The sequence below is a fragment of the Streptomyces sp. NBC_01750 genome (assembly GCF_035918095.1).
Classification (GTDB): Bacteria; Actinomycetota; Actinomycetes; order Streptomycetales; family Streptomycetaceae; genus Streptomyces.
The window spans coordinates 1,645,183-1,671,284 of sequence record NZ_CP109137.1; the positions used below are offsets into that span (position 1 = coordinate 1,645,183).

22 protein-coding genes and 7 tRNA genes are annotated in these 26,102 nt (G+C 70.5%); 13 read left to right on the forward strand and 16 right to left on the reverse strand.

Annotated features, from left to right (window positions below):
* Window positions 1–263 precede the first annotated feature (263 nt).
* Both OG966_RS07290 and OG966_RS07295 read left to right on the forward strand, forming a co-directional pair.
* A complete protein-coding gene (locus tag OG966_RS07290) occupies window positions 264–2,471 on the forward strand; it encodes an elongation factor G-like protein EF-G2 (protein WP_326648620.1) in 2,208 nt (735 codons plus the stop codon).
* Between the two features lie 166 nt (window positions 2,472–2,637).
* Window positions 2,638–4,293 (forward strand): hypothetical protein, encoded by a 1,656-nt coding sequence (locus OG966_RS07295; RefSeq protein WP_326655112.1) that lies wholly within the window; start codon window positions 2,638–2,640, stop codon window positions 4,291–4,293.
* 50 nt (window positions 4,294–4,343) lie between these two features.
* Here OG966_RS07295 and OG966_RS07300 read toward each other — a convergent pair whose 3' ends face one another.
* The 4 genes from OG966_RS07300 to OG966_RS07315 all read right to left on the reverse strand — a co-directional run bounded on the left by OG966_RS07300 (window position 4,344) and on the right by OG966_RS07315 (window position 8,890).
* Window positions 4,344–4,901 (reverse strand): HIT family protein, encoded by a 558-nt coding sequence (locus tag OG966_RS07300; RefSeq protein WP_326648621.1) that lies wholly within the window; start codon window positions 4,899–4,901, stop codon window positions 4,344–4,346.
* 103 nt (window positions 4,902–5,004) lie between these two features.
* Window positions 5,005–6,981, reverse strand: coding sequence for a threonine--tRNA ligase (thrS, locus tag OG966_RS07305; protein WP_326648623.1), 1,977 nt, complete (start codon window positions 6,979–6,981; stop codon window positions 5,005–5,007).
* 134 nt (window positions 6,982–7,115) lie between these two features.
* Window positions 7,116–8,324 carry a hypothetical protein gene (locus OG966_RS07310; protein WP_326648625.1) on the reverse strand — a complete coding sequence of 403 codons (1,209 nt, stop codon included), beginning with the start codon at window positions 8,322–8,324 and terminating at the stop codon, window positions 7,116–7,118.
* Window positions 8,324–8,890, reverse strand: coding sequence for a DUF4365 domain-containing protein (locus tag OG966_RS07315; protein ID WP_326648627.1), 567 nt, complete (start codon window positions 8,888–8,890; stop codon window positions 8,324–8,326). Before OG966_RS07315 ends, OG966_RS07310 begins: the two co-directional genes overlap by 1 nt.
* Window positions 8,891–9,062: 172 nt before the next feature.
* On the opposite strand from OG966_RS07315, the gene OG966_RS07320 reads away from it, so the two are divergent.
* Window positions 9,063–9,788, forward strand: coding sequence for a 3'-5' exonuclease (locus tag OG966_RS07320; protein WP_326648628.1), 726 nt, complete (start codon window positions 9,063–9,065; stop codon window positions 9,786–9,788).
* A 72-nt stretch (window positions 9,789–9,860) separates the two neighbouring features.
* Here OG966_RS07320 and OG966_RS07325 read toward each other — a convergent pair whose 3' ends face one another.
* A complete protein-coding gene (locus OG966_RS07325) occupies window positions 9,861–11,531 on the reverse strand; it encodes a carbohydrate binding domain-containing protein (protein ID WP_326648629.1) in 1,671 nt (556 codons plus the stop codon).
* Window positions 11,532–11,915: 384 nt separating this feature from the next.
* Between OG966_RS07325 and OG966_RS07330 the strand changes: the two genes are divergently transcribed.
* A complete protein-coding gene (locus tag OG966_RS07330; protein ID WP_326655113.1) occupies window positions 11,916–14,198 on the forward strand; it encodes a glycosyl hydrolase family 18 protein in 2,283 nt (760 codons plus the stop codon).
* 68 nt (window positions 14,199–14,266) lie between these two features.
* Here OG966_RS07330 and OG966_RS07335 read toward each other — a convergent pair.
* Both OG966_RS07335 and OG966_RS07340 read right to left on the reverse strand, forming a co-directional pair.
* A tRNA-Val gene (locus OG966_RS07335) sits at window positions 14,267–14,338 on the reverse strand.
* A 39-nt stretch (window positions 14,339–14,377) separates the two neighbouring features.
* The gene (locus tag OG966_RS07340; protein ID WP_326648630.1) at window positions 14,378–14,824 is read right to left on the reverse strand and encodes an SRPBCC family protein; all 447 of its coding nucleotides are present in this window, start codon (window positions 14,822–14,824) and stop codon (window positions 14,378–14,380) included.
* Between the two features lie 93 nt (window positions 14,825–14,917).
* On the opposite strand from OG966_RS07340, the gene OG966_RS07345 reads away from it, so the two are divergent.
* Window positions 14,918–17,755 carry an SCO7613 C-terminal domain-containing membrane protein gene (locus OG966_RS07345; protein WP_326648631.1) on the forward strand — a complete coding sequence of 946 codons (2,838 nt, stop codon included), beginning with the start codon at window positions 14,918–14,920 and terminating at the stop codon, window positions 17,753–17,755.
* Between the two features lie 68 nt (window positions 17,756–17,823).
* Here OG966_RS07345 and OG966_RS07350 read toward each other — a convergent pair.
* Both OG966_RS07350 and OG966_RS07355 read right to left on the reverse strand, forming a co-directional pair.
* Window positions 17,824–17,895, reverse strand: a tRNA-Val gene (locus tag OG966_RS07350).
* An 82-nt stretch (window positions 17,896–17,977) separates the two neighbouring features.
* On the reverse strand, window positions 17,978–18,454 hold the full coding sequence (locus OG966_RS07355; protein ID WP_326648632.1) for a TIGR02611 family protein: 477 nt from the start codon (window positions 18,452–18,454) through the stop codon (window positions 17,978–17,980).
* Window positions 18,455–18,644: 190 nt separating this feature from the next.
* Here OG966_RS07355 and OG966_RS07360 point away from each other — a divergent pair, with 190 nt between their 5' ends.
* Together OG966_RS07360 and OG966_RS07365 are read left to right on the forward strand one after the other, a co-directional pair.
* Window positions 18,645–19,058: an SsgA family sporulation/cell division regulator gene (locus OG966_RS07360; protein ID WP_003959770.1), complete on the forward strand. Its 414-nt coding sequence runs from the start codon at window positions 18,645–18,647 to the stop codon at window positions 19,056–19,058.
* A 191-nt stretch (window positions 19,059–19,249) separates the two neighbouring features.
* Window positions 19,250–19,807: a CGNR zinc finger domain-containing protein gene (locus OG966_RS07365; protein WP_326648633.1), complete on the forward strand. Its 558-nt coding sequence runs from the start codon at window positions 19,250–19,252 to the stop codon at window positions 19,805–19,807.
* A gap of 3 nt (window positions 19,808–19,810) precedes the next feature.
* On the opposite strand, the gene OG966_RS07370 is transcribed toward OG966_RS07365, so the two are convergent.
* A complete protein-coding gene (locus OG966_RS07370) occupies window positions 19,811–19,963 on the reverse strand; it encodes a hypothetical protein (RefSeq protein WP_186357054.1) in 153 nt (50 codons plus the stop codon).
* Between the two features lie 107 nt (window positions 19,964–20,070).
* Window positions 20,071–20,517, reverse strand: a complete 447-nt coding sequence (locus OG966_RS07375) for a hypothetical protein (RefSeq protein WP_326655114.1) — start codon at window positions 20,515–20,517, stop codon at window positions 20,071–20,073.
* 165 nt (window positions 20,518–20,682) lie between these two features.
* Between OG966_RS07375 and OG966_RS07380 the strand changes: the two genes are divergently transcribed.
* Window positions 20,683–21,207 carry a DsbA family protein gene (locus tag OG966_RS07380; protein WP_326648636.1) on the forward strand — a complete coding sequence of 175 codons (525 nt, stop codon included), beginning with the start codon at window positions 20,683–20,685 and terminating at the stop codon, window positions 21,205–21,207.
* On the opposite strand, the gene OG966_RS07385 is transcribed toward OG966_RS07380, so the two are convergent.
* From OG966_RS07385 to OG966_RS07395, 3 genes are read right to left on the reverse strand one after another with little or no spacing between them, the layout of a single operon-like run.
* Entirely contained in the window at window positions 21,204–22,043 is an 840-nt protein-coding gene (locus tag OG966_RS07385) for a GNAT family N-acetyltransferase (RefSeq protein ID WP_326648637.1), read from the reverse strand. The genes OG966_RS07380 and OG966_RS07385 overlap by 4 nt on opposite strands.
* 42 nt (window positions 22,044–22,085) lie before the next feature.
* Window positions 22,086–22,916, reverse strand: a complete 831-nt coding sequence (locus OG966_RS07390; RefSeq protein WP_326648638.1) for an aminotransferase class IV — start codon at window positions 22,914–22,916, stop codon at window positions 22,086–22,088.
* A complete protein-coding gene (locus OG966_RS07395; RefSeq protein WP_326655115.1) occupies window positions 22,913–23,971 on the reverse strand; it encodes a chorismate-binding protein in 1,059 nt (352 codons plus the stop codon). The genes OG966_RS07390 and OG966_RS07395 overlap by 4 nt, the downstream gene beginning before the upstream one ends.
* Before the next feature lie 145 nt (window positions 23,972–24,116).
* On the opposite strand from OG966_RS07395, the gene OG966_RS07400 reads away from it, so the two are divergent.
* The 5 genes from OG966_RS07400 to OG966_RS07420 all read left to right on the forward strand — a co-directional run bounded on the left by OG966_RS07400 (window position 24,117) and on the right by OG966_RS07420 (window position 24,561).
* Window positions 24,117–24,189 (forward strand) — tRNA-Gly (locus tag OG966_RS07400).
* A gap of 33 nt (window positions 24,190–24,222) precedes the next feature.
* Window positions 24,223–24,296: transfer RNA gene (locus tag OG966_RS07405), tRNA-Cys, on the forward strand.
* A gap of 1 nt (window position 24,297) precedes the next feature.
* Window positions 24,298–24,369, forward strand: a tRNA-Val gene (locus OG966_RS07410).
* A gap of 21 nt (window positions 24,370–24,390) precedes the next feature.
* A tRNA-Val gene (locus tag OG966_RS07415) sits at window positions 24,391–24,462 on the forward strand.
* Window positions 24,463–24,486: 24 nt separating this feature from the next.
* Window positions 24,487–24,561: transfer RNA gene (locus OG966_RS07420), tRNA-Val, on the forward strand.
* Between the two features lie 151 nt (window positions 24,562–24,712).
* On the opposite strand, the gene OG966_RS07425 is transcribed toward OG966_RS07420, so the two are convergent.
* Together OG966_RS07425 and OG966_RS07430 are read right to left on the reverse strand one after the other, a co-directional pair.
* Window positions 24,713–24,994, reverse strand: coding sequence for a TFIIB-type zinc ribbon-containing protein (locus tag OG966_RS07425; RefSeq protein ID WP_326648639.1), 282 nt, complete (start codon window positions 24,992–24,994; stop codon window positions 24,713–24,715).
* A 68-nt stretch (window positions 24,995–25,062) separates the two neighbouring features.
* On the reverse strand, window positions 25,063–26,028 hold the full coding sequence (locus tag OG966_RS07430) for a phosphotransferase family protein (protein WP_326648640.1): 966 nt from the start codon (window positions 26,026–26,028) through the stop codon (window positions 25,063–25,065).
* Window positions 26,029–26,102: the final 74 nt, after the last annotated feature.

The window sequence follows — 26,102 nt, forward strand, 5'->3', positions numbered from 1 at the left end:
GCCTTCCCGATGATCGGTGGGCCGCATGGCCCCATCGGCCACCGGCTGGCCCATCGTAGCCAGGACCGACGCGCTCCACCGCCGGGCACCCGCCTCCCGCGGTCGCGTACGACGTATGGACGCACCGTGACGTGAGTGGAAAGCTCGAAAGACCACCGCGGGCATCGCCGGAGCTGCCCCCGGACGCCTCCGGGACCTCCCTCATGGCTCCCCGCGCCCGCGGCCCCTCTCCTCACCGGGCAATCGATCGGGAGGCAAGAATCATGGGCGACAAGGCGAATGCACACCCCGGAGCCGCCGGCAGGGCGGCTACGGCCGACCGGCCCTCATCCGTACGGAATGTGGTGCTGGTCGGCCACAGCGGATCGGGAAAGACGACGTTGATCGAGGCCCTCGCACTGACCGCGGGGGCGGTCAACCGGGCGGGCCGCGTCGAGGACGGCGGCACGGTCTCCGACTACGACGAGATCGAACACCGGCAGCAACGTTCCGTACAGCTCTCGCTCGTCCCCCTCGAATGGGGCGGGTACAAGATCAATCTGTTGGACACTCCCGGATATGCCGACTTCGTCGGGGAGCTGAGGGCCGGTCTGCGAGCAGCGGACGCGGCCCTTTTCGTTGTGTCGGCGGCGCAGGAGGCCGACGCGATCGCGGGCGCGACCCGGGCGGTGTGGGAGGAGTGCGCTGCGGTCGGAATGCCGCGCGCGATCGTCGTCACGCATCTGGAGACCGCGCGCACCGATTTCGAGGAGCTGACCCGCGTCTGCGGGCGGATCTTCGGCGGGGACGACCCCGATGCGGTACTGCCGCTGTATCTGCCCCAGTACGGGGCGCAGACCCCCGACGGCCACGCCCCGGTCACCGGCCTGGTCGGACTGCTCTCCCAGAAGATCTTCGACTACTCCTCCGGCGAGCGTAAGGAGACCTCGCCCGATCCGGAGCAGACCCCGCTGCTCGAGGAGGCCCGCAACCGGCTGATCGAGGGGATCATCGCCGAGAGCGAGGACGAGACGCTCATGGACCGCTATCTCGGCGGCGCGGAGATCGACCTCACGACGCTGGTCGAGGATCTCGAGAAGGCCGTCGCGCGCGGCATCTTCCATCCGGTGCTCGCGGCCGCCCCTGCGTCGGATGGCGCCAAGCAGGGGCTCGGTACGGTCGAGCTGCTCGAACTGATCACGGGCGGCTTCCCGACCCCGCTGGAGCCTGCGGCGCCCTCCGTCACCACCCCGCAGGGCGCGGCGCGCCCGCAGATCAGCTGCGATCCGCAGGGGCCGCTGGTGGCCGAGGTGGTCAAGACCGCGTCCGACCCGTATGTCGGCCGGATCTCTCTCGTACGCGTCTTCTCCGGCACCCTGCGTCCGGACGAGACGGTGCATGTGTCGGGGCACGGGCTCGCCGACCGCGGCCACGAGGACCATGACGTCGACGAGCGGGTCGGCGCGCTCTCCGCGCCCTTCGGCAAGCAGCAGCGCCCGCTCTCGCAGGTCATCGCCGGAGACCTCGCCTGTGTGGCGAAGCTGGCCCGGGCGGAGACCGGGGACACTCTCTCCTCGAAGGACGACCCGCTGCTGATGGAACCCTGGACGATGCCCGATCCGCTGCTGCCGCTGGCCATCCAGGCGCACAGCAAGGCGGACGAGGACAAGCTCTCCCAGGGGCTTTCGCGGCTGGTCGCCGAGGATCCGACGATGCGGCTCGAGCAGAACCAGGCCACTCACCAAGTGGTGCTGTGGTGCCTCGGCGAGGCGCATGCGGATGTCGCGCTGGAGCGGTTGCGCAGCCGGTACGGCGTCCAGGTCGACGTGGTGCCGCACAAGGTGTCGCTGCGGGAGACCTTCGGCGAGAAGTCGGCGGGCCGGGGACGGCATGTGAAGCAGTCCGGCGGGCACGGCCAGTACGCGATCTGCGAGATCGACGTGGATCCGCTCCCGCCGGGGTCCGGGATCGAGTTCGTCGACAAGGTCGTGGGCGGCGCGGTGCCGCGGCAGTTCATCCCGTCCGTCGAGAAGGGCGTACGTGCCCAGGCAGCCCGCGGCGTGGCGGCCGGGTATCCGCTGGTGGACGTACGGATCACGCTGCTGGACGGCAAGGCGCACTCGGTGGACTCCTCCGACGCGGCGTTCCAGACGGCGGGCGCGCTGGCGCTGCGCGAGGCGGCCGCGGACGCGCCCATCCATCTCCTGGAGCCGGTCGCCGAGGTGCGGGTGCTGGTCTCGGACGAGTATGTGGGTCCGGTGATGAGCGATCTGTCGGGGCGGCGCGGCCGGGTGGTCGGCACCGAGCAGGCCGCCGGGTCGCGCACGCTCGTACGGGCCGAGGTGCCGGAGATCGAGATCGGGCGGTACGCGGTGGATCTGCGGTCGATCTCGCACGGGACCGGGCAGTTCAGCCGCTCGTACGCGCGTCATGAGGCGATGCCGCCACAATTGGCCGAGAAGCTCCGCGAACAGGCGGAAAATGGCTCGTAGTTGATGGTGCCGCCCGTTGTGCGCCCTTGCGGCGGGCGGCATTTCAATGTCCTCTGACGTAGACGGCGCACCACCGATACGCTGTGGTGCCCAGCTCAGAAGGTGTGCGGGGCACGGTAGTTGGGAACAGGCCGCAGTGCGGATGCTTGCGGCGATGGGGGCGGTAGTGGCGAACGACGGTTTCGATTTCACTCCCGGGGCTCAGGTCCCGCTCCTCGGCTCGGCCGGGCAGACGGCGGCGACACATGCGCTCGCCTCGGCCGCGTACCGCGACAGTCCCGTCGCGGACCTTCTCAAGGCGAACGGCGAGTGGCACAAGTCCGAGGTGAAGAAGGGCAAGTTCTCGCTCTTCGAGCCGAATCTGGGCGAGGCGTTCTCGCGGGCCGTGCAGATCCGGATGCTGGGCGGTGCCCGAAAGGCACTGATCCAGTCCTTCGGCACCGAGCCGCAGGCGGTGGTCGAGCACTGTCTGGCCGCCACCCGTATCCGCAAGGAGCGGGACACCAGGCTCACCGGTGTGATGGCGGTCTTCGGGCTGCTCTTCCTGCCTGGACTGCTGCTCTGGCTGGCGGTCTTCCAGCTCCGCCGGACGATAGCGGGCGCGCAGAACAAGCGTGCCGGGGCGCTGGGCACCGCGCTGCTCGCCGCCTTCGGCATTCTCGCCGTGGTCTTCCTGGTGCGGCTGCCCTTCGGCGGCCTACTGGGCTACTACATCCGCGGCATGATCGTCGCGCCGGTCGTCGGCTGGCTGCTGGCCAAGCGGATCTGCGAGTCCACGGCGAAGGACATGCGCGCCCGCTGGGAAACCCTCCTCTCCGGCGGTGGCATCGGGGCCAAGGTGCCCGAGGCCGTGCCCGGCCACCCGAATGAGACCGCGCGCGAACAACTGCGTCAGGGGCTGGAGAAGCTCACCGCCGAGCAGCAGTCCAATGCGGTCTTCTACGCGGGCCCCAAGGGAATACTGGGGATGGGCACCCGCTGGGGCAGCTGGCAGCTCGCCGAGGAGCTGGTCTCCAAGGAGCCGGGCAAGGACATCAACCAGTTCCGCAGCTGGGACGTCATCCGCGCGATCCATGATCGGCTGAAGATGCTGGAGCGGGGTCCGCTGAACTCCGGCGGTTTCCCCACCCCCTCGGTCAAGCACTGGATCGTGGCTCCGGTCGGCGAGAACGCCGCGGAGGTGGCCCGGCCGGAGGGCCAGGACGTGGAGACCTTCCAGGTCAAGGGCCACGAGATACAGCGGATCTGCAACCACCAGCAGTTCGGCGGCGGCAACCGCCACTATCTGGGCGTCCAGTTCACCCTCTGGGACGGCCAGTTGGTGATCACCATGATGATCACCGTCACCGTGCTTCACGAGACGCTGCGCATCGAGGTGACCGGGCACGCGCTCGGCCCGGTGCACTCCCTGTTCACCACCAAGCCCGCGCCCAAGACCGTCACGGTCGCCAAGACGGTCCGCTTCTGGGAGACCACCGACCGGCAGCTTCCGCTGGTGGAGACGCCCGAGGTGGTACGCCTCGCGGTGCGTGCGCCCTTCACCTGGTACCCGCCGCTGCTGGACTTCCTCGGCGGCAAACTGGTCCTTCCCGAGCCCTTCGGGCTGCGCCACGCCTGGGCGGACAAGCCCTGGCGGCACCGGTTCATGGCGGACGACGCGATGCGCGCCGCCACGCCCGTACTCCGCGTCACACACACCGCGGCGATGAAGGTGCTCGAGGAGAACGGCGTGGACACCGAGCGCTTCGGCAACCGCTCCATGATCGTGAGCGGCCTGGTCCAGGACCCGTCGCCGCGCAAGGCCGACCTGTACGACGCGTAGCGGCGCCTGGCCCGGCGCCGCTACGCAGGGCCCGGTCAGCCGGCCGCCGGTCAGACGGGCCAGGCCTCCGCCAGCATCTTGCGCGTATCGGCGAGGAGCTGGGGCAGCACCTTGGTGTGCCCGACGACCGGCATGAAGTTGGTGTCGCCGCCCCAGCGCGGAACGACGTGCTGGTGCAGATGTGCGGCGATACCGGCGCCGGCGACCGCGCCCTGGTTCAGCCCGATGTTGAAGCCGTGCGCCCCCGACGCCGTACGCAGCGCGGTCATCGCGTGCTTGGTGAACACCGCGAGCTCGGCGGTCTCCGCCTCGTCCAGCTCCGTGTAGTCGGCAACATGGCGGAACGGCACCACCATCAGATGCCCGCCGTTGTACGGGTAGAGGTTGAGCACCGCGTAGACCCGCGAGCCCCGGGCGATGACGAGCCCGTCCTCGTCCGACTTGGCCGGGATGGAGCAGAAGGGACAGCCGTCGTCGGCGCCTGGCCCGGTCGGCTTGTTCTCGCCCTGGATGTACGCCATCCGGTGCGGCGTCCACAGGCGCTGAAACGCGTCCTGCGTCCCGACTCCGATCTGCTCTTCCGGCTCACTCGTCATGTTGTGCAGCATATGACTTCACCCGGCCGCGCAGCCCAGAGACCCCTGCAGTGCCGACCGCACTGCAGGGGTCCCCTACGCCCTGCCGGGCCTCGTGGGCCCGGTGTGCCCCGGGTCAGAGCTGGACGCGGTCCTCGACGACCTTCGCGATCTTCGCGATGGCCTCGTCGACCGGGATGCCGTTCTCCTGCGAGCCGTCGCGGAAGCGGAAGGAGACCGCGCCGGCGGCCATGTCCTCGTCGCCCGCGATGACCATGAAGGGCACCTTCTGCTTCTGGGCGTTGCGGATCTTCTTCTGCATACGGTCCGAGGAGGCGTCCACCTCGACCCGCAGCCCCTTGGCCTTCGCCTTGGCGGCGAACTCCTGGAGGTACGGGATGTGCGCGTCGCCGATCGGGATGCCGAGCGCCTGCACCGGCGCCAGCCAGGCCGGGAACGCGCCCGCGTAGTGCTCGAGCAGCACCGCGAAGAAGCGCTCGATCGAACCGAACAGCGCACGGTGGATCATGACAGGGCGCTGCTTGGTGCCGTCGGGACCGGTGTACTCCAGGTCGAAGCGCTCCGGCAGGTTGAAGTCCAGCTGGACGGTGGACATCTGCCAGGTGCGGCCGATGGCGTCCTTCGTCTGGACGGAGATCTTCGGGCCGTAGAAGGCGGCGCCGCCCGGGTCCGGGACCAGCGGGAGGCCCTGCTTCTCGGCGACCCTGCGCAGCGTCTCGGTCGCCTCCTCCCAGACCTCGTCGGAGCCGACGGACTTCTCCGGGTCCTTGGTGGACAACTCCAGGTAGAAGTCCGTGAGGCCGTAGTCGCGCAGCAGGTTCAGCACAAAGGTCAGCGTCGAGTCGAGCTCGTCCGCCATCTGCTCCTTGGTGCAGTAGATGTGCGCGTCGTCCTGGGTGAAGCCGCGGGCCCGGGTCAGACCGTGCACGACGCCCGACTTCTCGTACCGGTACACGGTTCCGAACTCGAAGAGACGCAGCGGCAGTTCACGGTAGGACCGGCCGCGCGCGTCGAAGATCAGGTTGTGCATCGGGCAGTTCATGGGCTTGAGGTAGTAGTCCGTGCCCTCGTCGAGCTGCATGGGCGGGTACATGCCGTCGGCGTACCAGTCCAGGTGGCCCGAGGTCTCGAAGAGCTTCCCCTTGGTGGCGTGCGGGGTGTAGACGAACTCGTACCCCTCCTCCTCGTGCCGCTTGCGGGAGTAGTCCTCCATGACCCGGCGGACGACGCCGCCCTTGGGGTGGAAGACCGCGAGGCCGGAGCCGATCTGGTCCGGGATGGAGAACAGGTCCAGCTCGCTGCCGAGCTTGCGGTGGTCGCGTTTCTCGGCCTCGGCGAGGAACTCCAGGTGAGCCTTGAGCTCTTCCTTGGAGGGCCAGGCGGTGCCGTAGATGCGCTGCAGCATCGGGTTCTTCTCGCTGCCGCGCCAGTACGCCGCGGCGTTGCGCATCAGCTTGAACGCCGGGATGTTGCGGGTGGTGGGCAGGTGCGGACCGCGGCAGAGGTCCTTCCAGCACAGCTCGCCGGTCTTGGCGTCGAGGTTGTCGTAGATCGTCAGCTCGCCCGCGCCGACCTCGACGTCCGCGCCGTCGTCGGAGGACGCGGAGCCCTTGATCCCGATCAGCTCGAGCTTGTACGGCTCGTCGGCGAGCTCCGCGCGAGCAGCCTCGTCGGTGACGACGCGCCGCGAGAAGCGCTGGCCGCGCTTCTGGATCTCCTGCATCTTCTTCTCGATGGCCTTGAGGTCATCCGGGTGGAAGGGCTTCTCGACGTCGAAGTCGTAGTAGAAGCCGTCCTTGACCGGCGGACCGATGCCGAGCTTGGCCTCGGGGAAGAGCTCCTGCACTGCCTGTGCCATGACGTGCGCGGTGGAGTGGCGCAGGATGCCCAGGCCGTCCTCGGAGGAGATCTCGACGGGCTCGACCTCCTCGCCGTCCTTGATCTCGTACGCCAGGTCCTTCAGCTCACCGGCGATGCGCGCGGCGACGACGGTGCGCTCGCCGGCGAAGAGCTCGGCCGCCGTAGTGCCCGTCGTCACCACGCGCTCTTCCCGCTCGGAATCGCGATGGATGATCACACGGACGTCTGACACCGGTCTCTCCTGACTGAAGGGGTGCGCCGCATTCGTATGGCGTGCGCGCTACGAATCGTACCGAGCCGACGGGGTGCGCCGCGAAACGGTTGTTCCCGGCGCCTCGGGCGACCCGCAGCCCGGATCCGAGCCGCTCACTCCCCCTGACACGCCTCCCCGAAGAAGTCCAGATTCTCGTGGAGCGACTTCATCAGGCGGTCCCGCTCGGCCTCGTCCACCTGGACGGGGACCACGTTCGAGGCGTCCGTCAGGCGCCGGAAGCCGCCGCGGCTCTCCAGCCGGCCCACGACCCGGATCGGCAGCCCGACCAGATGCGCGTGGCCCGCCGTCCGGTACGACTCCTCGTCGAGCGCCACCCGTACGTGCGGTACCTCCGCCCCCGCCAGCACCCGAAGCCGTACGGTGCCGGCGCCGCGCGGCCCCGTGCGCCGCAACCGGACCACCGTGCCGGTGATCCGTACCGGCACGGACGGTTCGTCCTGGAGATAGCGCGTGCCCGCCTCGCGCAGCGCGGGCAGGTCGCCGGGCGAGAACTCCACGGGGTCGTTCCGCGCCGCGCACCCCTGCGGCACTCCCGCCGCCGGCGACCACTCAAGCGCGATCCGCGCCCCCTCGGAGCCGCGCACCAGCGCGATGACGGCCTCCGTCAGCTCGCGGCTCACGCCCGCCCGCACCGCCGCGTCGAAGACTTCCATTCCTCCGGTCGCCCGCCGGTAGTCGGCGGCCTCCCGGGCTGCGTGCAGCGCGTGATAGAGCCGGACGGTCACCGCACGGCCCTCGTCCACCGGCACGAACGCGGTGAGGCTGCGCCCGCCCGGCGCGGGCCCCACCAGGACCCCTTCCAGCGAGGCCTGTGCCTGCCGCCGGTGCCGCGCGCCGTAGTAGCCGGCGCGCTCGCGGGCCGCGAGCGCCCCGGCCATGAGCATCTGCCGGGCGGCCGCCCGCAGTTGCTCCTGCGCGGTCCACGACGCAGCGCCCGACGGCCCCGGCGGCACGTCCCGCCACCACCGGATCTCGTCGCTGGGCACGGTCAGCCCGACGAGCACCTCGCGGGCGGAGGGTGCCGCACTCCGCGCCAGCGCGGTGAGCGCCTCGCTCAGCAGGTCGTCGCAGTCGGGGAAGGACCTGCTCTCCGGTACCAGCAGACTCGTGCCGCCCCCGCCGGGCACCGGCGGGGTCCAGCGCGCATAGCGCCCCGCCGCTCCCCCGCGCCGCCGCCAGCCGTGCCGGTCGAGCAGCGCGCCGAGGACGACGGGGTCGACCTGGGCGGGGTCGGGTTCCCCGCTCCCGTACCAGGCTCCTGGCACATCGCCCGTCAGGTGGGGCCGTACCGACTCTTGCATCAGGGTCTCCCTCCCGCCCCGACCCTCGTCATGATCTCGCAGAGCGCCCGGTCGTCGAAGATCCGTGAGGTCGGGATCCGCACGGTGGTCCTGCGCCTGCCCGTCACCGGGTGGCCGGCCAGATTGGTCCAGTAGCAGCAGTGCCGCAGATCGAGCCGGTCGTGACTGGCGCGCAGCCACTCGCCCTGCGTCCGGGGGACGAGCATCACGACGAGGATCTTGTGCACCGAGACGGGGGTGCGGGCCAGCTTCACCAGGTGGTCGTTGTCGAGCGTGAACGAGAACGCCGGACCGGGTGGGTGCGGGGGGATCTGGTACGTGCACTTGAGCTGCACCTTGATGGTCACCTCGTCGTCGACCGAGTGTCCTGCGGAGCTGTGACTGACGTGCCAGTCGATGCCGTTGTCCGGAAAGGGCTGCGAGAGCGAGCAGCCGGCCGCGGCGGCGACCGCGTGCAGATAGCCCACCTGGAGCGTCTCCATGCAGGCGGTGGTGGCGAGTGCGCCGCGCAGCGGTGCGATCCGCTCGGGCAGCAGCCCGCCCGGTTCGGGCTGCGCGAGCGCCATGGCTCTTCGTGCCTTCCGGGCTGTACCGATCAGTGTCCCCACGACGGGGCGTCAACTTCGCCGCCCCTCATCTGTGTTGTCACCGTCCTGCGTACAGCGCAAACAGCCCGGGTATCACCGATTCGGGCAGGGGGACAACGCCATCTGCCAGGTACGTGCGAGGAGTTCGGGGATGACGCACTGGTATGACGGCCCCCTGGCCGCATTTGACACCGAGACCACCGGAGTTGACGTCGAGGAGGACCGCATCGTTTCGGCTGCGGTCGTCGTCCAGGACATGGCGGGCGGCCGGCCGCGCGTCACACGCTGGCTGATCAATCCGGGGGTGCCCGTGCCACCGGGCGCCACCGAGGTGCACGGGCTCACGGACGACCATCTGCAGCGCAACGGCCGCTGGCCGGCGCCTGTGATGGAGGAGATAGCCAGGGCGCTGGCCGAGCAGTGCGCCGCAGCCCGCCCGCTCGTCGTGATGAACGCGCCCTTCGACCTGACCATCCTCGACCGCGAACTGCGCCGTCACCGCGCCGCGTCGCTGGGCCGCTATCTGGAGCACGTGCCGTTGTGCGTGCTGGACCCGCGTGTCCTCGACAAGCATCTTGACCGCTACCGCAAGGGCCGCCGTACCCTCGGCGATCTGTGCGCACAGTACGAGGTGGTGCTGGAGGGCGCCCATGACGCGGCCGCGGACGCCATGGCGGCGCTCGACGTCGTACGGGCGGTGGGGCGGCGTTTCGCCTCGCGGATGGAGCGGCTGTCGCCGTCGGAACTGCACACGCTGCAGGCGGTGTGGCACGCGGCGCAGGCACGAGGTCTGCAGGCGTGGTTCGCCCGCAGTGGTACTCCGGAGCCGGTGGACCCGCACTGGCCACTGCGACCGGATCTGCCGGCCGCGGCCTGAGTCCGGGTGGCGCCCCGCTCGGGGGCGCACACCCGGAAGTACCACGGCCGGCAGCTTCCGGTCAGGCGGCCGTCAGCCGGTGAATCCGGCGGTGACGGAGGTGAACTGCCAGTTGCTCTGGCTGATGCCGGAGCAGTTGCTCACCACACCGCCGCCGGGGCAGGGCCGGTCACGGTTGACCGACCAGAACGCGAGGCGGGCGATGTGACGGGAGTTGGCCCAGTCCTTGATCTGGGTCCAGGTCGCCGGGCTGGTCTGCTCCTGCTGGTCGCTGAGGCCGTTCATGCCCGAGATGCCGATATGGGCGTAGGCGGTGGCGTCCGACCAGCCGAAGGTGCTCTTCAGCTTGGTCTTGAGCCCTTCGGTGGCGTTGACGGTGTTTCCGTACATGTCGGCGCCGCCGCCGAAGTCGAACGGCATGATGGTGAAGACGTCGATGTCCGCCTGGAGTGCGCCCGCGCGCTCGATGAGCCGGTTGCCCCACCATGTCGGGCCGGTGGTGGACGTACCGAAGGTGAGGATCGTCCTCAGGCCCGGGTTGTTCTGCTTGACGATCTTCAGGGCGCCCAGAATCCGGTCCTGGACGACCTCGTTCTCGAACTCGTCGCTGTTCTCGATGTCGACGTCGATCGCCTTCAGTCCGTACGCGCTGATCACCTTCTGATAGGCGCCCGCCAGCGCCTCGGGGGTGGAGCAGTTCGGGCCGAGCTTGTTGCCGGACCAGCCGCCGATGGACGGGACGATGTCACCGCCCGCGCCACGGATCGCGTTGATGGTGGACTGGTCGGTGCCGCCGGCAAGCTGACGCGTGCCGTCCCAGGCGGGGTTGCAGCCGCCGGAGGAGAGGATGAAGGCCATGGTGAACCACTTGATGCCGGTGGCGCTCATCACGGAGGTGGCGCTCGGCGGATCGCCCCAGCCCAGGTAGAGGTACGGGGCCGCCTGCTTGAAGCCGGAGCCGCCGCCACCGCCGGCGTCCGTCGTCACGCTGACGGCGGTCGAGGCCGGCGAGAGATTGCCTGCCGCGTCACGGGCACGGACCGTGAAGCTGTACGGGGTGGCGGCAGCCAGGCCGCTGACCGTTGCGCTGGTTCCGGTCACCGTGAGCGCTCTGGCCGAGCCCTGGTAGACGTCGTAACCCGTGACTCCGACGTTGTCGGACGAGGCGTTCCAGGCCAGCGAGACACTGGAGGACGTCTTGGCTGTGGCGCGCGGATTCGTGGGCGTCGTGGGTGCCTGGGTGTCGCCGCCGCCTCCGCCGCCGGGGCCGTCGAGGCTGATGTCGTCGGCGTAGTAAGTACCCTGTCCGTACCAGCCGTTGAGGTAGATCTCCGCGCTGGTCTGCGAGGCACCCGTGGTGAAGGACACGGCGAGCCGGGTGTATCCGGTCGCCGCCGGGGTCCATGTGGAGGCACCGCCGGTCACGCCGAGATACACATAGTTGCCGCGCACCCAGCCGGAGAGGGTGTAGGCGGTGCTGGGCTGCACCGGGACGGTCTGGGTGCACTTGGCGTTGTCGCTGTTGCCTGCGGCGCCGGCCAGCGCCTTCGTACCGCCGTGGACGGGGCTGCTCACCACCGAGCCGAGTCCGCCGGTGCAGGACCAGACGGAGAGGGAGCCGGTCTCGAAGCCGGGATTGGAGAGCAGGTTGGCGGCCTGGGCCGTGCCGGGTACGGCGAGCGAGGCTGCCGCGGCGAGAAGTGCCGCGCCGAGGCCGGCCAGTAGTCGATTTCGGATACGCACGTGACCTCCCAATGAGGGGCGGGTGCGGGTCGAAGGACCTGACGCGGCGCCACGATTGGTCTGGACCTGCGAGGCGCATTGAAGCGAAGCGTCGTGCCCCCGTCAAGGGATGGGGGCGAGACAACTGCCGTCCGGCGCACCGGAGTTGCGGCAACAGGTCAAGGGGAGGCAAAATCGCCGATAATTGGTCTACGCCTTTTCGGAGGCGGGAGCGTGGCGGATCCACTCCCGGCGCGCCATTGGTACAGCCCTCCCCGCCCACCAGGCATTGACGCGATCGCGACAACCCAGTTACTTCAGAGACAGAGACACGGGACGTCCCTCCCCACCCACACCTAGGCCCCACCCACACCTAGGAGAACCGTGTCCACAGGAATCGGACCCATGCCGCCGCCCCGCCGCCGGCTCCTCGCCGTACTCATCGCGATCGTGCTCGCACTGGCCGGGCTCACCGGTCTTGCCGCCACCCCGGCGCAGGCCGCAGGCCCGCTCACCGCCTCGTTCACCAGTGCCGACAACGGCTCTTGGTGGAAGGGCACATACGTCGTCAGGAACACCACCGGCGCCCCGGTCACCGGCTGGACCCTCGCATTCGATCTGCCGCCCGGCGTGACGATCAGTCAGCACTACAACGGGACGGCTACGGTCAGCGGCTCGCACGTCACCGTGACGCCCGCCTACTACAACACCACCGTCCCGGCGAACGGCACCACCGAGCCGTACAGCTACTGGTTCGTCGCCTCAGGACCGATCACCGCACCGACCGGCTGCCTGGTCAACGGCGACAAGTGCGACGGCAGCCCCGCCAGACCGCCGTCCGCACCCGGCGGTCTGGCCGTCACCGACACCACGGCCCGCACGGTGAGCCTGGAATGGAACGCCGCCGTTCCCGGCGACTTTCCCGTCGCCTCCTACGAGGTGCTCCGCGGCACCGCCCCGGTCACCGCAACCGCGACCACCTCGGCCACCGTCCGCGACCTGACCCCGGCGACGACCTACAGCTTCACGGTCCGCGCCAAGGACACCCGCGGCAACCTCGGACCGGTCGGCGCCGCCGTCACGGCGACCACCGTCGACCCGGCGAGCGACACCGTCCCGCCCACCGCACCCGCCAACCTGCGTAGCACCGCGGTGACTTCCAGCACGGTCGCTCTCGCCTGGAACGCTTCCACCGACAACAACCGGGTCGCCGCCTACGAGGTCTACCGGGGCACCTCGCTGGCCGCAACCGTCCCGGCATCCGCTCTCACCACCACGGTCACCGGCCTCTCCCCAGCGACCCGCTACGACTTCACCGTCAAGGCACGGGACGCGGCCGACAACGCCTCCGCGGGGAGCAACACCCTCGCCGTGACCACCGCCGACCCGGTCGGCGCCGGCGGACACGCGACCGTCGGGTACTTCGTGCAGTGGGGCATCTACGGCCGCCAGTACTTCGTCAGGAATCTCGACACATCCGGGGCCGCGGCCAGGCTCGATGTCGTCAACTACGCCTTCGGCAACATCGATCCGGCCAACCTCACCTGCCTGAGCGGTGTCACCAAGGGCGTCTCCGGAAAACCGCAGGACCCCAACGAGGGCGACGGAGCCGGTGACGCCGAGGCCGACTACGGCCGTGCCTTCGCCGCCTCACAGTCGGTGGACGGTGTGGCCGACGACGGCTGGGGCACGTTGCGCGGCAACTTCAACCAGCTGAAGAAACTCAAGGCCAAGCACCCGAACCTCAAGGTCGTCATCTCGCTCGGCGGCTGGACCTATTCGAAGTACTTCTCCGACGTCGCCGCCACCGACGCCTCCCGGAAGAAGTTCGTGAAGTCCTGCGTCGACCTGTACATCAAGGGCGACCTGCCCGTGTACAACGGCGCGGGCGGAGCAGGCGTCGCCGCGGGAATCTTCGACGGCATCGATCTGGACTGGGAGTGGCCGGGCTCCCCCGACGGCCATCCCGGAAACCACTGGAGTGCCGCGGACAAGGCCAACAACACCGCTCTGATCGCCGAGTTCCGCAAGCAGCTCGACGCGCTCGGTGGCGAGCACAAGCTGCTCACCGCCTTCACCCCGGCCGACCCGAAGAAGATCGACGCGGGCTGGGACCTCTCGAAGATCTTCGGTGACCTGGACTACGCCAACGTCCAGGGGTACGACTTCCACGGCGCGGGCAGCGACAACTCCTGGGAGCCGAACCGCACAGGCCACCAGGCCAACCTCTATCCGGACGCCCAGTCGCCCCACGCGGACGACTTCAGCATCGACGGCGCGGTCCAGAAGTATCTCGGCGCCAAAGTCCCGCCCCGGAAGCTGACCATCGGCTTCCCGTTCTACGGCCGCGGCTGGAAAGAGGTCGTCGCCGGCGGCGTCAACGGCGAATGGCAGACCGCGAACGGCGCGGCCCCCGGGCAGTTCGCGGAGGAGGCGGGCACGCGTGGCTACCAGAACCTCGTCACCGGCGTCCCGAACCTAGCGGTCCAGCACGACACCCAATCGGTGGCCACGTACGGCTATCAGGGCGCGGGCGGCCAGTGGTGGTCCTTCGACGACACCTGGTCCATCGGTCAGAAGGCCGCGTACATCAAGTCGAAGGGGCTGCTGGGCGCGATGATCTGGGAGATGTCCGGGGACACACCGGGCGGAACCCTGCTCGGCGCGCTGCACGGCGGGCTCCAGTAGCACGGCGAACAGCGGCGCCCGAAAAGCGTCGAGGCCGGTCCGTCGACAGACGGACCGGCCTCTCCCGGTGGGCGATACTGGGTTCGAACCAGTGACCTCTTCGGTGTGAACGAAGCGCTCTCCCACTGAGCTAATCGCCCGGGAACGCACTGAACCATACAGGCCCGTGCGGGTTTCCTTCAAACCCTGCCGAGGTATGCGGCCAGCCCACGCCGCCCGCCACGCATCATCGCCGCGTGGTTGGCGACGAAGACCGGCCGGCACGGCACCGCCAGCCGTCTCATCAGCGGCTTGCGCACCTCCACCTCCTGCTCGTACAAGGCCCGGGTGCCGGCGCCGCGCTGCGTCAGAGTCCACCGCGCCCACCCCTCGAGGTCCCCCTCCATGCCCACTTCGAGCAACCCGGCCGCCGGGTCGCGCCGCTGTGCGCGAGCGGTGACGAGCAGTTCGTACGGGAGGAAGGAGCGGAAGCGCGCGGTGCCGGTCTCCGCGTCGAGCTGGGTCACCTCGCGGACCTGCGGCCACCACAGGGGGTACTCTCCGACCCGCTCGAGCACCGTGTACACGGCGCCGGGTCCGGCCGGCAGCTCCCAGACGCTGCGGAAGCGGTAGTGACACCAGTTCATGGTGGAAGTCTGCTCCCGCCGGGGCGTACTCACGCGCGATCTGAGTATCCGCACCCATGTTCCGTCATGTGGCGGGGGCCACACTTCGAGACCATGGAGAACGTTCCGCCACCCGCCGAGGAACTGGCGATCCTCGAGCGCGAGCTGGTCCGACTGGACGCCCGCCGGGCCCAGTTGCTGGCTCGCAGAGCCTGGCTCATCGCCGCGCTCCGGCAGCCCGTCGCGCCTGCCGTACCGGTCACGCCGGCCTTCGCCGCGCGGCCTTCCGTCGCGCAGCCCTTCGTCGCATCGGCGCCCGAGGCCTCTTCGCCGAGTGTGCAGAATCTGCTGCTCACCCTCGGTGGCATTCTGCTGACCATCGCCGCGATCGCCTTCACCCTGGTCAGCTGGGGTCATTTGGGCATCGGCGGCCGCTCGGCCGTGCTCGGCGCGGTGACAGTCGCGGCCCTCGCGGCACCGGTCGCGCTGCTGCGCAGGCGGCTCGCATCGACCGCCGAGTCGGTGGCCGCGCTCGGCCTGGTGCTGATGGTGCTCGACGCCTACGCACTGCACCGGGTGGCGCTCTCCGGGACCGACGGGCTCGGCTACGCGGCCTTCGCGTCGGCCGCGCTCGCCGCGCTCTGGACGGTCTACGGGCTGTCGCTCGACCGGCTGCGGGTTCCGCTGCCGGTCGCCGTACTGACCGCGCAACTCCCGCTTCCGCTCTGGGCGCTGACCGCAGCCGCGGGCGCGCCGCCGATGGAGTGGGCGCTGCTGGCGACCGCGGTGCTCGACGTCTCGGCCGCGATGTGGGCGAAGCCGGCCGGTCTGCGGGGCATCGCCGCAACCGGTGCCGCGACGACGGGCGGCTGGGCACTGCTGATCGGCGGTCGGCAGTCGCTAACGGCGGACACGCCGCTCGACGCGCTCGCGCCTGCCGCGCTGCTGCTCGCGGCGGCGGGCGTGACCCTGTACGCGGTCCGGCGTGCCTCCTCGGTCGCGCTTGCCGCCTCCGCGGTGGCGGGTCTCGCGGTGGTCGCGGCCGTCGGCGGCGTAGTACGCGCGGCGGTGCCGCAGGGCTGGTCGGTACTGGGCTATCTACTGTGTGCGGTCGCTCTGTTGGGTCTCGTACGGGCGGGCGGGCCGAAGAGGCCGGCACCGGGCCTGACGGCCGCGGCCGGCGCGGTGCACGCCCTGGCGGCGCTCTCTGCGCTGCCGCTGATCGCGCTCACTCTGGCGGGCCCGCTGTCGGGTCTCGGCCACATCTGGTCGGGCACCACGACAAACGCGCGCGGGGCGCTGGGCGTCGAGCTTCCGGGGCCCGGCCAGGCCGCGGCACCGGTGGTGCTGCTGGTCGTGGCAGCGGTCCTGGCGACGGCGTCCCGCTGGTTGCCGTCGACGGCAACCTCGCACACCGCACCGGCAGGCAGCGACCCGAACGCGGCGACGCACCCGTCCGGCGGCCCAGGCACCGGCCCGCACCCCACGGGCACGCCCGGCCGAGCCACCGACGCCACGGACACGACGCCGTGCCCGGCCGAGGCGCCCACCGCGGAAGGCCGTCACGGCCGGGCCACGGGCACCACCACGCACCCCGCCGACGAGGCAGGCAACAGCCCACGACCCGCAGAGCAGGCCGCCGCGGAAGACCATCCCGGCCGAGTCGGCGGCGCCCCGTCCTCCTCCGGTCCGGCAGCCACTCACCCGGGCGTGCCGACGAACCCCTCCGGCTCGCCCGCGGGAGTCTCCTGGCCAGGCTGGGCACCGGCCCCCGGCGCGTGGGGGACCAGGCCCGCCCCTGTGACCCCACGGCCCGACCGGCGTGGTGCGGCCGCCGGCGCGGCTCTTGCCCTCGCGTGGGCAGGCCTGTTCGTCGTGCCGCCCGCGCTGGATCTGGCCTACCCGGCCACCGTGGCGCTCCACCTCGTCCTCAGCGTGGCCGCACTGGTGCTCGCCGTGCGCCCCGGACGCATCGCCCGGCACGCCCCGGCCGGCGCCGTCGTCGCCCTCGTCTGCGGCCTCGCGGGCGCTGTGAGCGTCGCCCTGCTCTCCCTGGCAACGCGTCCCGCCACCTTCGCGGTACTGGGCACACTGGTCGTGGCTCTCGCGGCAGCGGCCGCCGTCCGGGCACCTCGCGCCGTGCAGGCGGTTCTCGCCTGCGCCGCAACCGCTTTCGCCACCGCCCTCATGGGCGCTGTCGCCGCTTCCGCCGAACTCCCGCCCCATCGGGCCGCGTTGACACTCCTCGTCGTCCCCGCCACCGTGGCGCTCCTCGCCGCCCGACTGGGCCGCCACCCCGTCGCCCTTCCCACGGAGCTCACCGGCGCGGCCGCCGGGCTCCTCGCGATCGCCCTCGCCACGGGGCACCGGCCGACGCTCTCCTTGGTGCTCGCGCTCTGCGGCGTGATCGCGGCGGGCACCGCGGTACGTGCCGAGCGCCGCCCCGCCGCCGGCATTCTCGCGACGGTGCTGTTCGTGCTGGCCGGCTGGGTCCGGCTGGCAGCCTCGGACGTCACGTCTCCCGAGGCGTACACCCTGCCGGTGACCGTCTCCGCGCTTGTCGTCGGCGTACTGCGCCGCCGCCGCGACCCGGAGGCGTCGTCCTGGACGGCGTACGGTCCCGGTCTCGCCGCGACGCTGCTGCCGAGCCTCGTGGCGGCCTGGGGCGACGAACACTGGCTGCGTCCGCTGCTGCTGGGCCTGGTGGCCCTGGCCCTGACGCTCGCCGGCGCCCGGCTGCGGCTGCAGGCGCTGCTGGTGCTCGCAGGCACGGTGCTCGCACTGGACGCTCTGCACGAGCTCGCCCCGTACGTCGTCCAGGTCGTCGGCGCTCTCCCCCGCTGGCTGCCGCCCGCTCTCGCCGGTCTGCTGCTCCTGGCGGTGGGCGCGACCTACGAGCAGCGGCTGCGGGACGCCCGCAAGCTCCGCGACACTCTCGGCCGGATGCGCTGAGCGGCGCCGGACACGGAAAACGCCGAAGGCCCCGGAGACTTGTACGTCTCCGGGGCCTTCGGTCCGGGTGGGCGATACTGGGTTCGAACCAGTGACCTCTTCGGTGTGAACGAAGCGCTCTCCCACTGAGCTAATCGCCCGGGCACTCCGCAAAGATTACCCCATGGCGGGGGTCCCCCCGGCCGGAGGCCGGGGGGAGGGCCGCCCCGGCCAATCCTCGGGTCACTCCTTGATCTTCCACGGCATGACGATGCCGAACTTCCAGACGTAGATTCCGACCAGCACGGCGATGATCACGAGACCGATCGTGGTGAGGATGATGTTCCGTCGGCGCACCCTCGGATCGAGCGCCCGCTGAGCCGCCTCGGTCACCTTGCGCTTGGTCCAGTGCAGCACGAGCTGCGCCCAGACGAACTCGGTCGCCCAGATCGCCATGCCGCCGAAGATCACCAGCCAGCCGGGGCCCGGCAGCGGCAGCATCACGATGCCGGCGCCGACCACCGCGAGGCCGACGACGAAGACGCCGACCTGCCAGCTCAGGTGCAGCGTCCTCGACCTTTTGATGAAGTGGGGCGCCTTCGAGCCGAGGACCGGCCCGGTATCCACCTTCTCGGTCACGTCCCCCGTCGCGTCCCCCGTCGCGGGAGTCGGACCCATCGGTACGACGGACTCTTCCCGCTCGTCACTCTCCGCATTCATGAAGCCCAACCTACCGGATCGGACCTCGTCACCGGAATGGCCGTATAACACAAAGTAACGCACCGCTGTACGAGCGACATGAAGGATCACAAAACGGTCAGAGGGGTTTACAACGGCACCGTAGGTGGCATGTCGATTTCGCCGACGTGCGAATCCCCGAGCGCACACTGAGCGAAAGGCCCTGGCGCTTATGAACACCACGGTCAGCTGCGAGCTGCACCTGCGCCTCGTTGTATCGAGCGAGTCATCACTGCCTGTACCCGCGGGCCTGCGGTATGACACGGCCGATCCTTATGCCGTGCACGCCACCTTCCACACCGGAGCCGAAGAGACGGTCGAGTGGGTTTTCGCCCGCGATCTTCTCGCCGAGGGCCTGCACCGGCCCACCGGCACGGGCGACGTCAGAGTCTGGCCGTCCCGCAGCCATGGCCAGGGCGTCGTCTGCATCGCGTTGAGCTCCCCGGAGGGCGAAGCCCTGCTCGAGGCCCCGGCGCGGGCCCTGGAGTCGTTCCTGAAGCGGACCGACGCCGCGGTGCCACCGGGCACCGAGCATCGTCACTTCGATCTCGACACGGAGCTCTCGCACATCCTGGCCGAAAGCTGAGCCAGGCCGAGAGCTGCACGGCGCCGTCCTACTCGGGGAGACGGCGCCGCGCGGACAGCCATATACGGCGGACACCGGCGCCGTCACCGCGGGATCCCTCGCGGTGACGGCGCCGGTGCGCTCTGCGCACCAACCGCTAGAGTCAGCGCAATTCGGCGGGCACCGGCCCGCAGCACCTCAGGGAGCGAATCGTGCTGATCCCCCACGACACCCGGATCGCCCTCGACACCGTCGTCGATCTGGTGAACACCGCACCGGACAGCGAGCAGGACGACGGACTCACGGACGTCGCGGCGCTGTACGACTTCGCACGGAACCACAGCGTCAGCGGCGTGGGCGATCTCGGCCCGCGGGACCTGAAGGCCGTCAAGGGGGTACGGGCGCAGTTCGCGGAGATCTTCGCGGCGCCCGACAGCCGTAGCGCGGCCGAGCTGGTCAATGAGCTGGTGGCGGCCGCGGGGACCACCCCGCAGCTCACCGACCACGACGGCTACGACTGGCATGTGCACTACTTCGCGCCGGGCGCCTCGGTCGCCGACCATCTCGCGGCGGACTGCGGGATGGCCCTGGCCTTCATCGTCGTAGCGGGCGAGCAGGAGCGGCTGAGGCGCTGCGAGGCGCCCGACTGCGGGCGCGCGTTCGTCGATCTTTCCCGCAATCGCTCGCGTCGCTACTGCGACAGCCGCACCTGCGGCAACCGCCTGCATGTCGCCGCTTACCGCGCGCGCCGCAAGGAAGCGGCCGGCTGAGCCTCACAGCAGAAACAGATCGTGTACCGCGGCCATGAGCAGCAGGAAGCCGATCACCGCGAGGAAGATCATCAGAGGCGGCTGGGAGAGTGCGAAGAGGCAGCCACGCGGCTCTTCGGTCGGTGCGGGGGCCTCGCCCCGTGAGGTATCGAGCATCTCGGGGTGATGATGGCGCAGAGCAGCCTGCCATGATCGACCAACACGCCCCGTGACTGCGGGAGTTCATCACAACTGTGTTTCCGGCCATGGCCGGACCGGATACGTCAGATGCCGTGCTTCTTCAGGATCGCCTCGATGTCGCTGAAGTCCTCGCCGGAACCGGCGGCCTTCTGCTTCGTCTTGGGCTGAGCCGCCGGACGGCTGCCCGGACCGATGGAGGGTGCGGACGCCGCGGGGGCGACGGCCTCCTGCTGTGCCGCCCTGGCGGCGGCCTTGCGCTCCTTGCGGGTCCCGCCGCCACACCGCTCGACGGCCCGGGTGGTCATGAAGAGCAGCCAGGCGCCGCCGAGCAGGCCGAATCCGAGCCACGCCGAGGGGCTGAAGGCGGTGTCGACGGCCCACGCGACCGCGCCGGTCAGCACCAGACCCACAGGGATCAGGGAGTAGGCAAGTATCCGGGTCGCCGCCAGGAAACGCTTGCGGTACGCCGTGACGGCGGCGATGCCCAGGCCCGCCGCGGACACCGCGGAACAAATGGTCTCGGCAAGCATCCGGTCCTCCAGGCTTCGGGGCATGTGCGGGTACGTGTCCCCTCCATCGTGCACCGTCGGGTGGCGTCCGGGCCACGGCCTGGGACGAGCTCAGGGAGATCTCCGGGACATCCTCCTCCCCAGGTCCCGGTTGGGACATGGGGGACGGGCTGGGAGACTGGCCCCATGAACGACTCCGCCACAGCCCGCCCCGTCGTGCTCGACGTCTGGTGCGAGCTCCAGTGCCCCGACTGCCGCAGCGCCCTGGTGGACCTGCGGGCCCTGCGCGAGCGCTACGGCGACCGGCTCGAGCTGCGGCTGCGCCACTTCCCGCTCGAGAAGCACAAGCACGCCTTCGCCGCAGCCCAGGCCGCGGAGGAGGCGGCCGAGCAGGGCACGACCTGGCCGTATGTGGAGGCGGTGCTCGAGCGCACCGACGAGCTCGCGGCGAAGGGCGAGCCCTTCCTGCTGGAGATGGCGCGCGAACTGGGCCTGGACGCCGATGAGTTCGACACCGCGCTGATCGACGGCCGGCACATCCTGACCGTCGACGCCGACCAGGCCGAGGGCAAGGCGATCGGTGTGACGGGCACTCCGACGTATGTCATCGACGGCGAGCGCCTCGACGGCGGCAAGAGCCAGGAGGGGCTGCGGGCACGTATCGAGGAGATCGCCGACCGGCTGCTCGCCGGCTCCGGGTCCCACTCCTAGAGCAGCGGCTTGAAGAGGTTGACGGCGGTCGTTTCGTAGCCGAGCGATGCGTAGAGGCTGATCGCCGGGGTGTTGCCGGCGAAGACATGCAGGGCGAGCAGGCGCATCCCGGCATCGATCGAGAGGCGCTCGGCGAGCAGCATCAGGGAGCGCCCGTGGCCCTGTCCCCGGTGTCCGTCGACGACTTGGACGTCGTACACGAACGACGCCTGCTCGTCGAAGCGCGCCTCGCGCCGCCCGACGAAGAGATGCCCGACGATCACACCGTCATGGACCAGGACACTGAGCGAGGTCCCCGGGGTGGCGAGGCCGTCGGGCAGGCTCTCGCGGTGATCGGCCTCGGACTTGGCGCGCGCCTCCTCGGCCGGAACGCCGCGGTCGATCCAGCTCTGTGCGTAACTCTCGACGGCGTGAGCACGCCACTTCTCGAACTCCGCCTCGCTCATCGGACGGCCTTGGACGTGCGCGGGCAGAGCGGGCGGCTCCGCGGGAAGCGTCTTGCGCATGCTGCGGCTGCGTTCGGTGTAGCCGAGTGCGCTCGTCAGCCGCCGCGCGGCGGTGGCGTCGGGCGGTACGGATGCCAGTACCTGGGTGCACCCCCAGCCGCGCAGCACCTCTTCGGCGGCGAGGGCGGCGACGGTCGCGCGTCCGCGCCGCCGGTCCGCCTCGTCGATCCGCAGCGAGCGTATGGCGCCGGCCTCGGCGCCGAGCGCCGGGAATGTGGCGATCTCGGTGCTGCCGACAGGACGGCCGTTCACGCAGACCTCGTACGCCCGTGACTTCGCGCCGTCGGCCTCGTGCTGAATCGGCCCGGTAGGCCGCAGGGTGGTGGTCATCAGGGGAGTTCTACCCGCCGCCGAGGCAACCCGTCACGAGATTTACGGAGCATTCGGATCGGGGGCGGCGGCCGCGCGCTCCTCGAAGATCCGCATGGCCTTGGCGGTCACCGGTCCCGGCGCTTCCGCGATCCGGCGTCCGTCGATTCCGTGAACCGCCTGGACGTCGCGGAGCGTCGAGGTCAGGAAGATCTCCTCGGCCCGGTCCAGTACGTCGAACGGCAGGTCGGCCTCCTTGGCTCCCGCCCATTCGACGACCAGGGCGCGGGTGATGCCCGCGAGGCAGCCGGAGGAGACAGGAGGGGTGAGCAACTCGCCGTCGACGACGACGAAGACATTGGAGCCCGTGCCCTCGCAGAGCTGTCCGACGGTGTTGGCGAAGAGTGCCTCGGACGCGCCCTGCTCGCTCGCCCTGGCGAGGGCGACGACATTCTCCGCGTACGACGTCGTCTTCAGCCCGGTCAGGGCACCGCGTTCATTGCGGGTCCAGGGGACGGTGATCACCGCGGTGGCGTCGGGGCGGCGCTCGGTCTCGCCGAGTGCGACGACCAGGGTCGGTCCTGCGGTGCCCCGGTCGGAGCCGAGGGGTGAGACTCCGCCGGTGTAGGTGATGCGCAGCCGGCCGAGCTTCATCGGATTGGCGTCCAGCACGGCGGAGCAGGCGCGACGCACCTCGTCGTGGTCCGGCTCCGGCAGGCCGAGACCGGCGGCAGAGCGAGTCATCCGGTCGAGATGGAGGGTGAGCGCGAAGGGCTGCCCGTGGACAGCCTTGACGGTCTCGAAGATGCCGTCGCCGACGGTCAGCCCGTGGTCGAACACTGACACCCGGGCGTCGTCGGCATCCGTGAGTCCGCCATTGACCCAAAGCTTCATCGAGCTGTCCTTCCGCTTGCTTCGTACACCCCCGACGCTACCGCGAGCAGCCGGGCGGCCTTCAGCTCGGTCTCCTCCCACTCGCGCACGGGGTCGGATCCCCAGGTGATGCCGGCACCGGTGCCGAAGCGGAGCACCGGTCCCGCGAGGCCATCACGGTCGATCCAGAAGGTGCGTATGCCGACGGCCAGCTCGCCCGTGCCACGGTCGGCGTCGACCCAGCCGATGCCTCCGCAGTACGGGCCGCGGGGCGCCGTCTCCAGCGCCTCGATGATCTTCAGCGCACTGGACTTGGGCGCCCCGGTCACCGAACCCGGCGGGAAGGTGGCCGTCAGCAGCTCCTGCCAGCCCGCCTTGGGGGTCAGCTCGCCGCGCACGGTGGAGACGAGGTGGACGAGCCCGGGATGCGGCTCGACCGCGCACAGCGCGGGGACGGTCACGGTACCCGTGGCACAGACCCGCCCCAGGTCGTTGCGGACAAGGTCCACGATCATCACGTTCTCCGCGTGATCCTTCTCCAGCAGGTCCCCGGCGGTGCGGCCGGTGCCCTTGATCGGCCCGGACTCGACGGTGCGCCCGTCGCGCCGCAGATACAGCTCGGGTGAGGCGGTGGCGATCTCCACGCCGTGCCCGGGCAGCCGGATCGTTCCTGCGTACGGGGCCGGGTTGCCGCGCGCCAGGAGTGCCGTGAGGGCGTCGACGTCGGCGGCGGCCGGGTCGGGCAGCGGCGCGGACAGGACGCGGCAGAGGTTCGCCTGGTAGACCTCGCCCGCCGCGATGTGCTCGCGGATGCGGCGTACGCCCGCGGCGTACGCGGCGCGGTCCAGGGAGGACGTCCAGTCGTCGGCGGCCGGGCCGTGCCACTGCCCCGGCACGGGGTCGGGAACCGGCTCCGTGCGTACATCGCCGAAGCGGGCGCAGGTCAGACGGCCCTCGAAGTCCGCGGCAACGGCCCAGAAACCGGCCGAGTCGAGGGCTTCGGGGTCGCTGGTGACGTCCCGCAGGTCTGAGGCGACGAGGGAGCCGAAACGGGCCAAAGGAGCAAGGTCGTGCACGTCTGTGAGTCTAGGGCGGGCGCCGATGACCTGCTGCGGCATGAGCACACCTCAGCACGCTGCGGAAACGTGTTTTTGTGCTGGCCCAGTAATCCGCTAGAGTTCAACACGTCGCCGGGACGCGAGAGTGAACCGGAAACGACAAGCGGACGTGGCTCAGTTGGTAGAGCATCACCTTGCCAAGGTGAGGGTCGCGAGTTCGAATCTCGTCGTCCGCTCGATGGGGGATCTTCCCGAACCCCTGCACTCCGGGTGGAGTGGCCGAGAGGCGAGGCAACGGCCTGCAAAGCCGTCTACACGGGTTCAAATCCCGTCTCCACCTCCAAGGACGATTAGCTCAGCGGGAGAGCGCTTCCCTGACACGGAAGAGGTCACTGGTTCAATCCCAGTATCGTCCACTGGATCCGTATGGATTCCTCGCGCGATTAGCTCAGCGGGAGAGCGCTTCCCTGACACGGAAGAGGTCACTGGTTCAATCCCAGTATCGCGCACGCAGTACCACGCAAGATCGTCCCGCGCGATTAGCTCAGCGGGAGAGCGCTTCCCTGACACGGAAGAGGTCACTGGTTCAATCCCAGTATCGCGCACCAGCCGGAACCCCCGACCGTCTCGACGGCCGGGGGTTCTGTCGTTGCGCCGCGGGCTTCTCACCCGGGTGTGGGTCGAGACGAAGCGAGCCCACGGCACGCCCTGCGGGCCCGGCGGCGCGAAGTCCGGGCCCGCGGCAGGTTCAGGAGCCGCTCAGGAGGAGAAGAGCATCCGGCCGAAGCTCTTCTGGCGGTGGTGCCCGCCATGGTGTCCGCCATGGTGCGGCGCGCCCCAGGCGGGGGCGGGAGCGGCCGGGTAGGCCTGCGGGGCCGGCGGCGGGGGCGGGGCCTGCTGCGTCCACTGCGACTCGAGGCGGGTCAGGGACTCCAGCTCGCCGTAGTCCAGGAATATCCCCCGGCAGCCGCTGCACTGCTCGATCTGGACGCCATTGCGGTTGTACGTGTGCATCGCTGCATGGCACTTGGGACACTGCATGGTCTGCTCAGCTCCTCGCCGTTCGATCGGCATCGCCGGGATGAATGCCCGGTGATGAGGAGTTCAGACTACGACGGAGGCTCGAACTCCAACTCGGGCGGGAGGGCCGCAATTCGGGCACAGGCGTCGATCATGGTCTGCTCGACCTCGTCCAGGTCCCGCTGCTCCGCGGCGGACTTCGCGAGGGCCAGGGCGGCGGTCTGGACGGTCAAGGCACGGGCGGGAACGTCGAGTTGGGGCCAGGGGTCGCCATCACCGGTGACGGCCGGGCCGTGTGCCGCGGTGTAGGCGCCGAGGAACCGCTGCCAGATCTCGGGAGGCAGCAGTCCGGCCGCGTACCAGGCGGCGGGGCGGGCCAGGTCCCAGGCCGGATCGCCCAGGCCGAGATCGTCGACGTCGATCAGCAGCCAGGGGCCGGCCGGGGCGGGGTGGCGGACGAGCTGTCCGAGGTGGAGATCGCCGTGGCAGAGGGTGCCGGCCCGCGGAGAGGGGGCCTCGTCGCGGGCCCAGGCGGGGAGCCGGTCCCAGGCGCGCCGGACCGTGGCGGCCGCCGGATGCCGCGCGGCCGCCTTCCGCATCCGTGCATGGGCCAGGGCGACCTTGGCGGGGCCGCGCATGGGCGGGAGAGGCGCGGGGAGTACGGCGGGCTCGATGGAGTGCAGCCGGGCGAGGAGGACTGCGGCGTCCTCCCAGGGCGCCGCGTCGGGGTCCGCGGGGTCGACGGGGAGGCCGTAGGGCCAGGCGGTGACGGGTCTGCCGCGTACGTCCCGCGCATGGAGCGGGAGCGGGGTCAGCAGGATGCCTGCGAGGCGGGGGTGGGCCGAGACAGCGAGCCGGGCCCGGTGTCCGTCCGGGTCGGTGCCGGGTGCGTGGGCCTTGGCGACGGCGTCACCGTGCCGTACGACGGCGCCGTCGGCCCGGTCGGCGAGGACGGACTCGTCCCGCCCGCAGGCCCGGCACATCTGCCGCGGCGCGGGCAGATGCGCGGCGTCACGTGCGACGTCGGCGAGCGCGCGTACGACGGATGCGGTCACGGTCTCTCCCCCGGATGCGGTGCGGGCCGACTGGCCGACTGGCCGACTGGCCGACTGGCCGACTGGCCGACTGG

What these genes read in the sequence shown, in the direction of transcription:
- OG966_RS07375 (WP_326655114.1), bottom strand. Translation starts at nt 20,517, where the DNA reads ATGCTTGCCGAGACCATTTGTTCCGCGGTGTCCGCGGCGGGCCTGGGC.
- OG966_RS07320 (WP_326648628.1), top strand. Translation starts at nt 9,063, where the DNA reads ATGACGCACTGGTATGACGGCCCCCTGGCCGCATTTGACACCGAGACC.
- OG966_RS07340 (WP_326648630.1), bottom strand. Translation starts at nt 14,824, where the DNA reads ATGAACTGGTGTCACTACCGCTTCCGCAGCGTCTGGGAGCTGCCGGCC.
- OG966_RS07390 (WP_326648638.1), bottom strand. Translation starts at nt 22,916, where the DNA reads ATGAAGCTTTGGGTCAATGGCGGACTCACGGATGCCGACGACGCCCGG.
- OG966_RS07290 (WP_326648620.1), top strand. Translation starts at nt 264, where the DNA reads ATGGGCGACAAGGCGAATGCACACCCCGGAGCCGCCGGCAGGGCGGCT.
- OG966_RS07315 (WP_326648627.1), bottom strand. Translation starts at nt 8,890, where the DNA reads ATGGCGCTCGCGCAGCCCGAACCGGGCGGGCTGCTGCCCGAGCGGATC.
- OG966_RS07300 (WP_326648621.1), bottom strand. Translation starts at nt 4,901, where the DNA reads ATGCTGCACAACATGACGAGTGAGCCGGAAGAGCAGATCGGAGTCGGG.
- OG966_RS07380 (WP_326648636.1), top strand. Translation starts at nt 20,683, where the DNA reads ATGAACGACTCCGCCACAGCCCGCCCCGTCGTGCTCGACGTCTGGTGC.
- OG966_RS07355 (WP_326648632.1), bottom strand. Translation starts at nt 18,454, where the DNA reads ATGAATGCGGAGAGTGACGAGCGGGAAGAGTCCGTCGTACCGATGGGT.
- OG966_RS07330 (WP_326655113.1), top strand. Translation starts at nt 11,916, where the DNA reads ATGCCGCCGCCCCGCCGCCGGCTCCTCGCCGTACTCATCGCGATCGTG.
- OG966_RS07385 (WP_326648637.1), bottom strand. Translation starts at nt 22,043, where the DNA reads ATGACCACCACCCTGCGGCCTACCGGGCCGATTCAGCACGAGGCCGAC.
- OG966_RS07310 (WP_326648625.1), bottom strand. Translation starts at nt 8,324, where the DNA reads ATGCAAGAGTCGGTACGGCCCCACCTGACGGGCGATGTGCCAGGAGCC.
- OG966_RS07370 (WP_186357054.1), bottom strand. Translation starts at nt 19,963, where the DNA reads ATGCTCGATACCTCACGGGGCGAGGCCCCCGCACCGACCGAAGAGCCG.
- OG966_RS07425 (WP_326648639.1), bottom strand. Translation starts at nt 24,994, where the DNA reads ATGCAGTGTCCCAAGTGCCATGCAGCGATGCACACGTACAACCGCAAT.
- OG966_RS07360 (WP_003959770.1), top strand. Translation starts at nt 18,645, where the DNA reads ATGAACACCACGGTCAGCTGCGAGCTGCACCTGCGCCTCGTTGTATCG.
- OG966_RS07345 (WP_326648631.1), top strand. Translation starts at nt 14,918, where the DNA reads ATGGAGAACGTTCCGCCACCCGCCGAGGAACTGGCGATCCTCGAGCGC.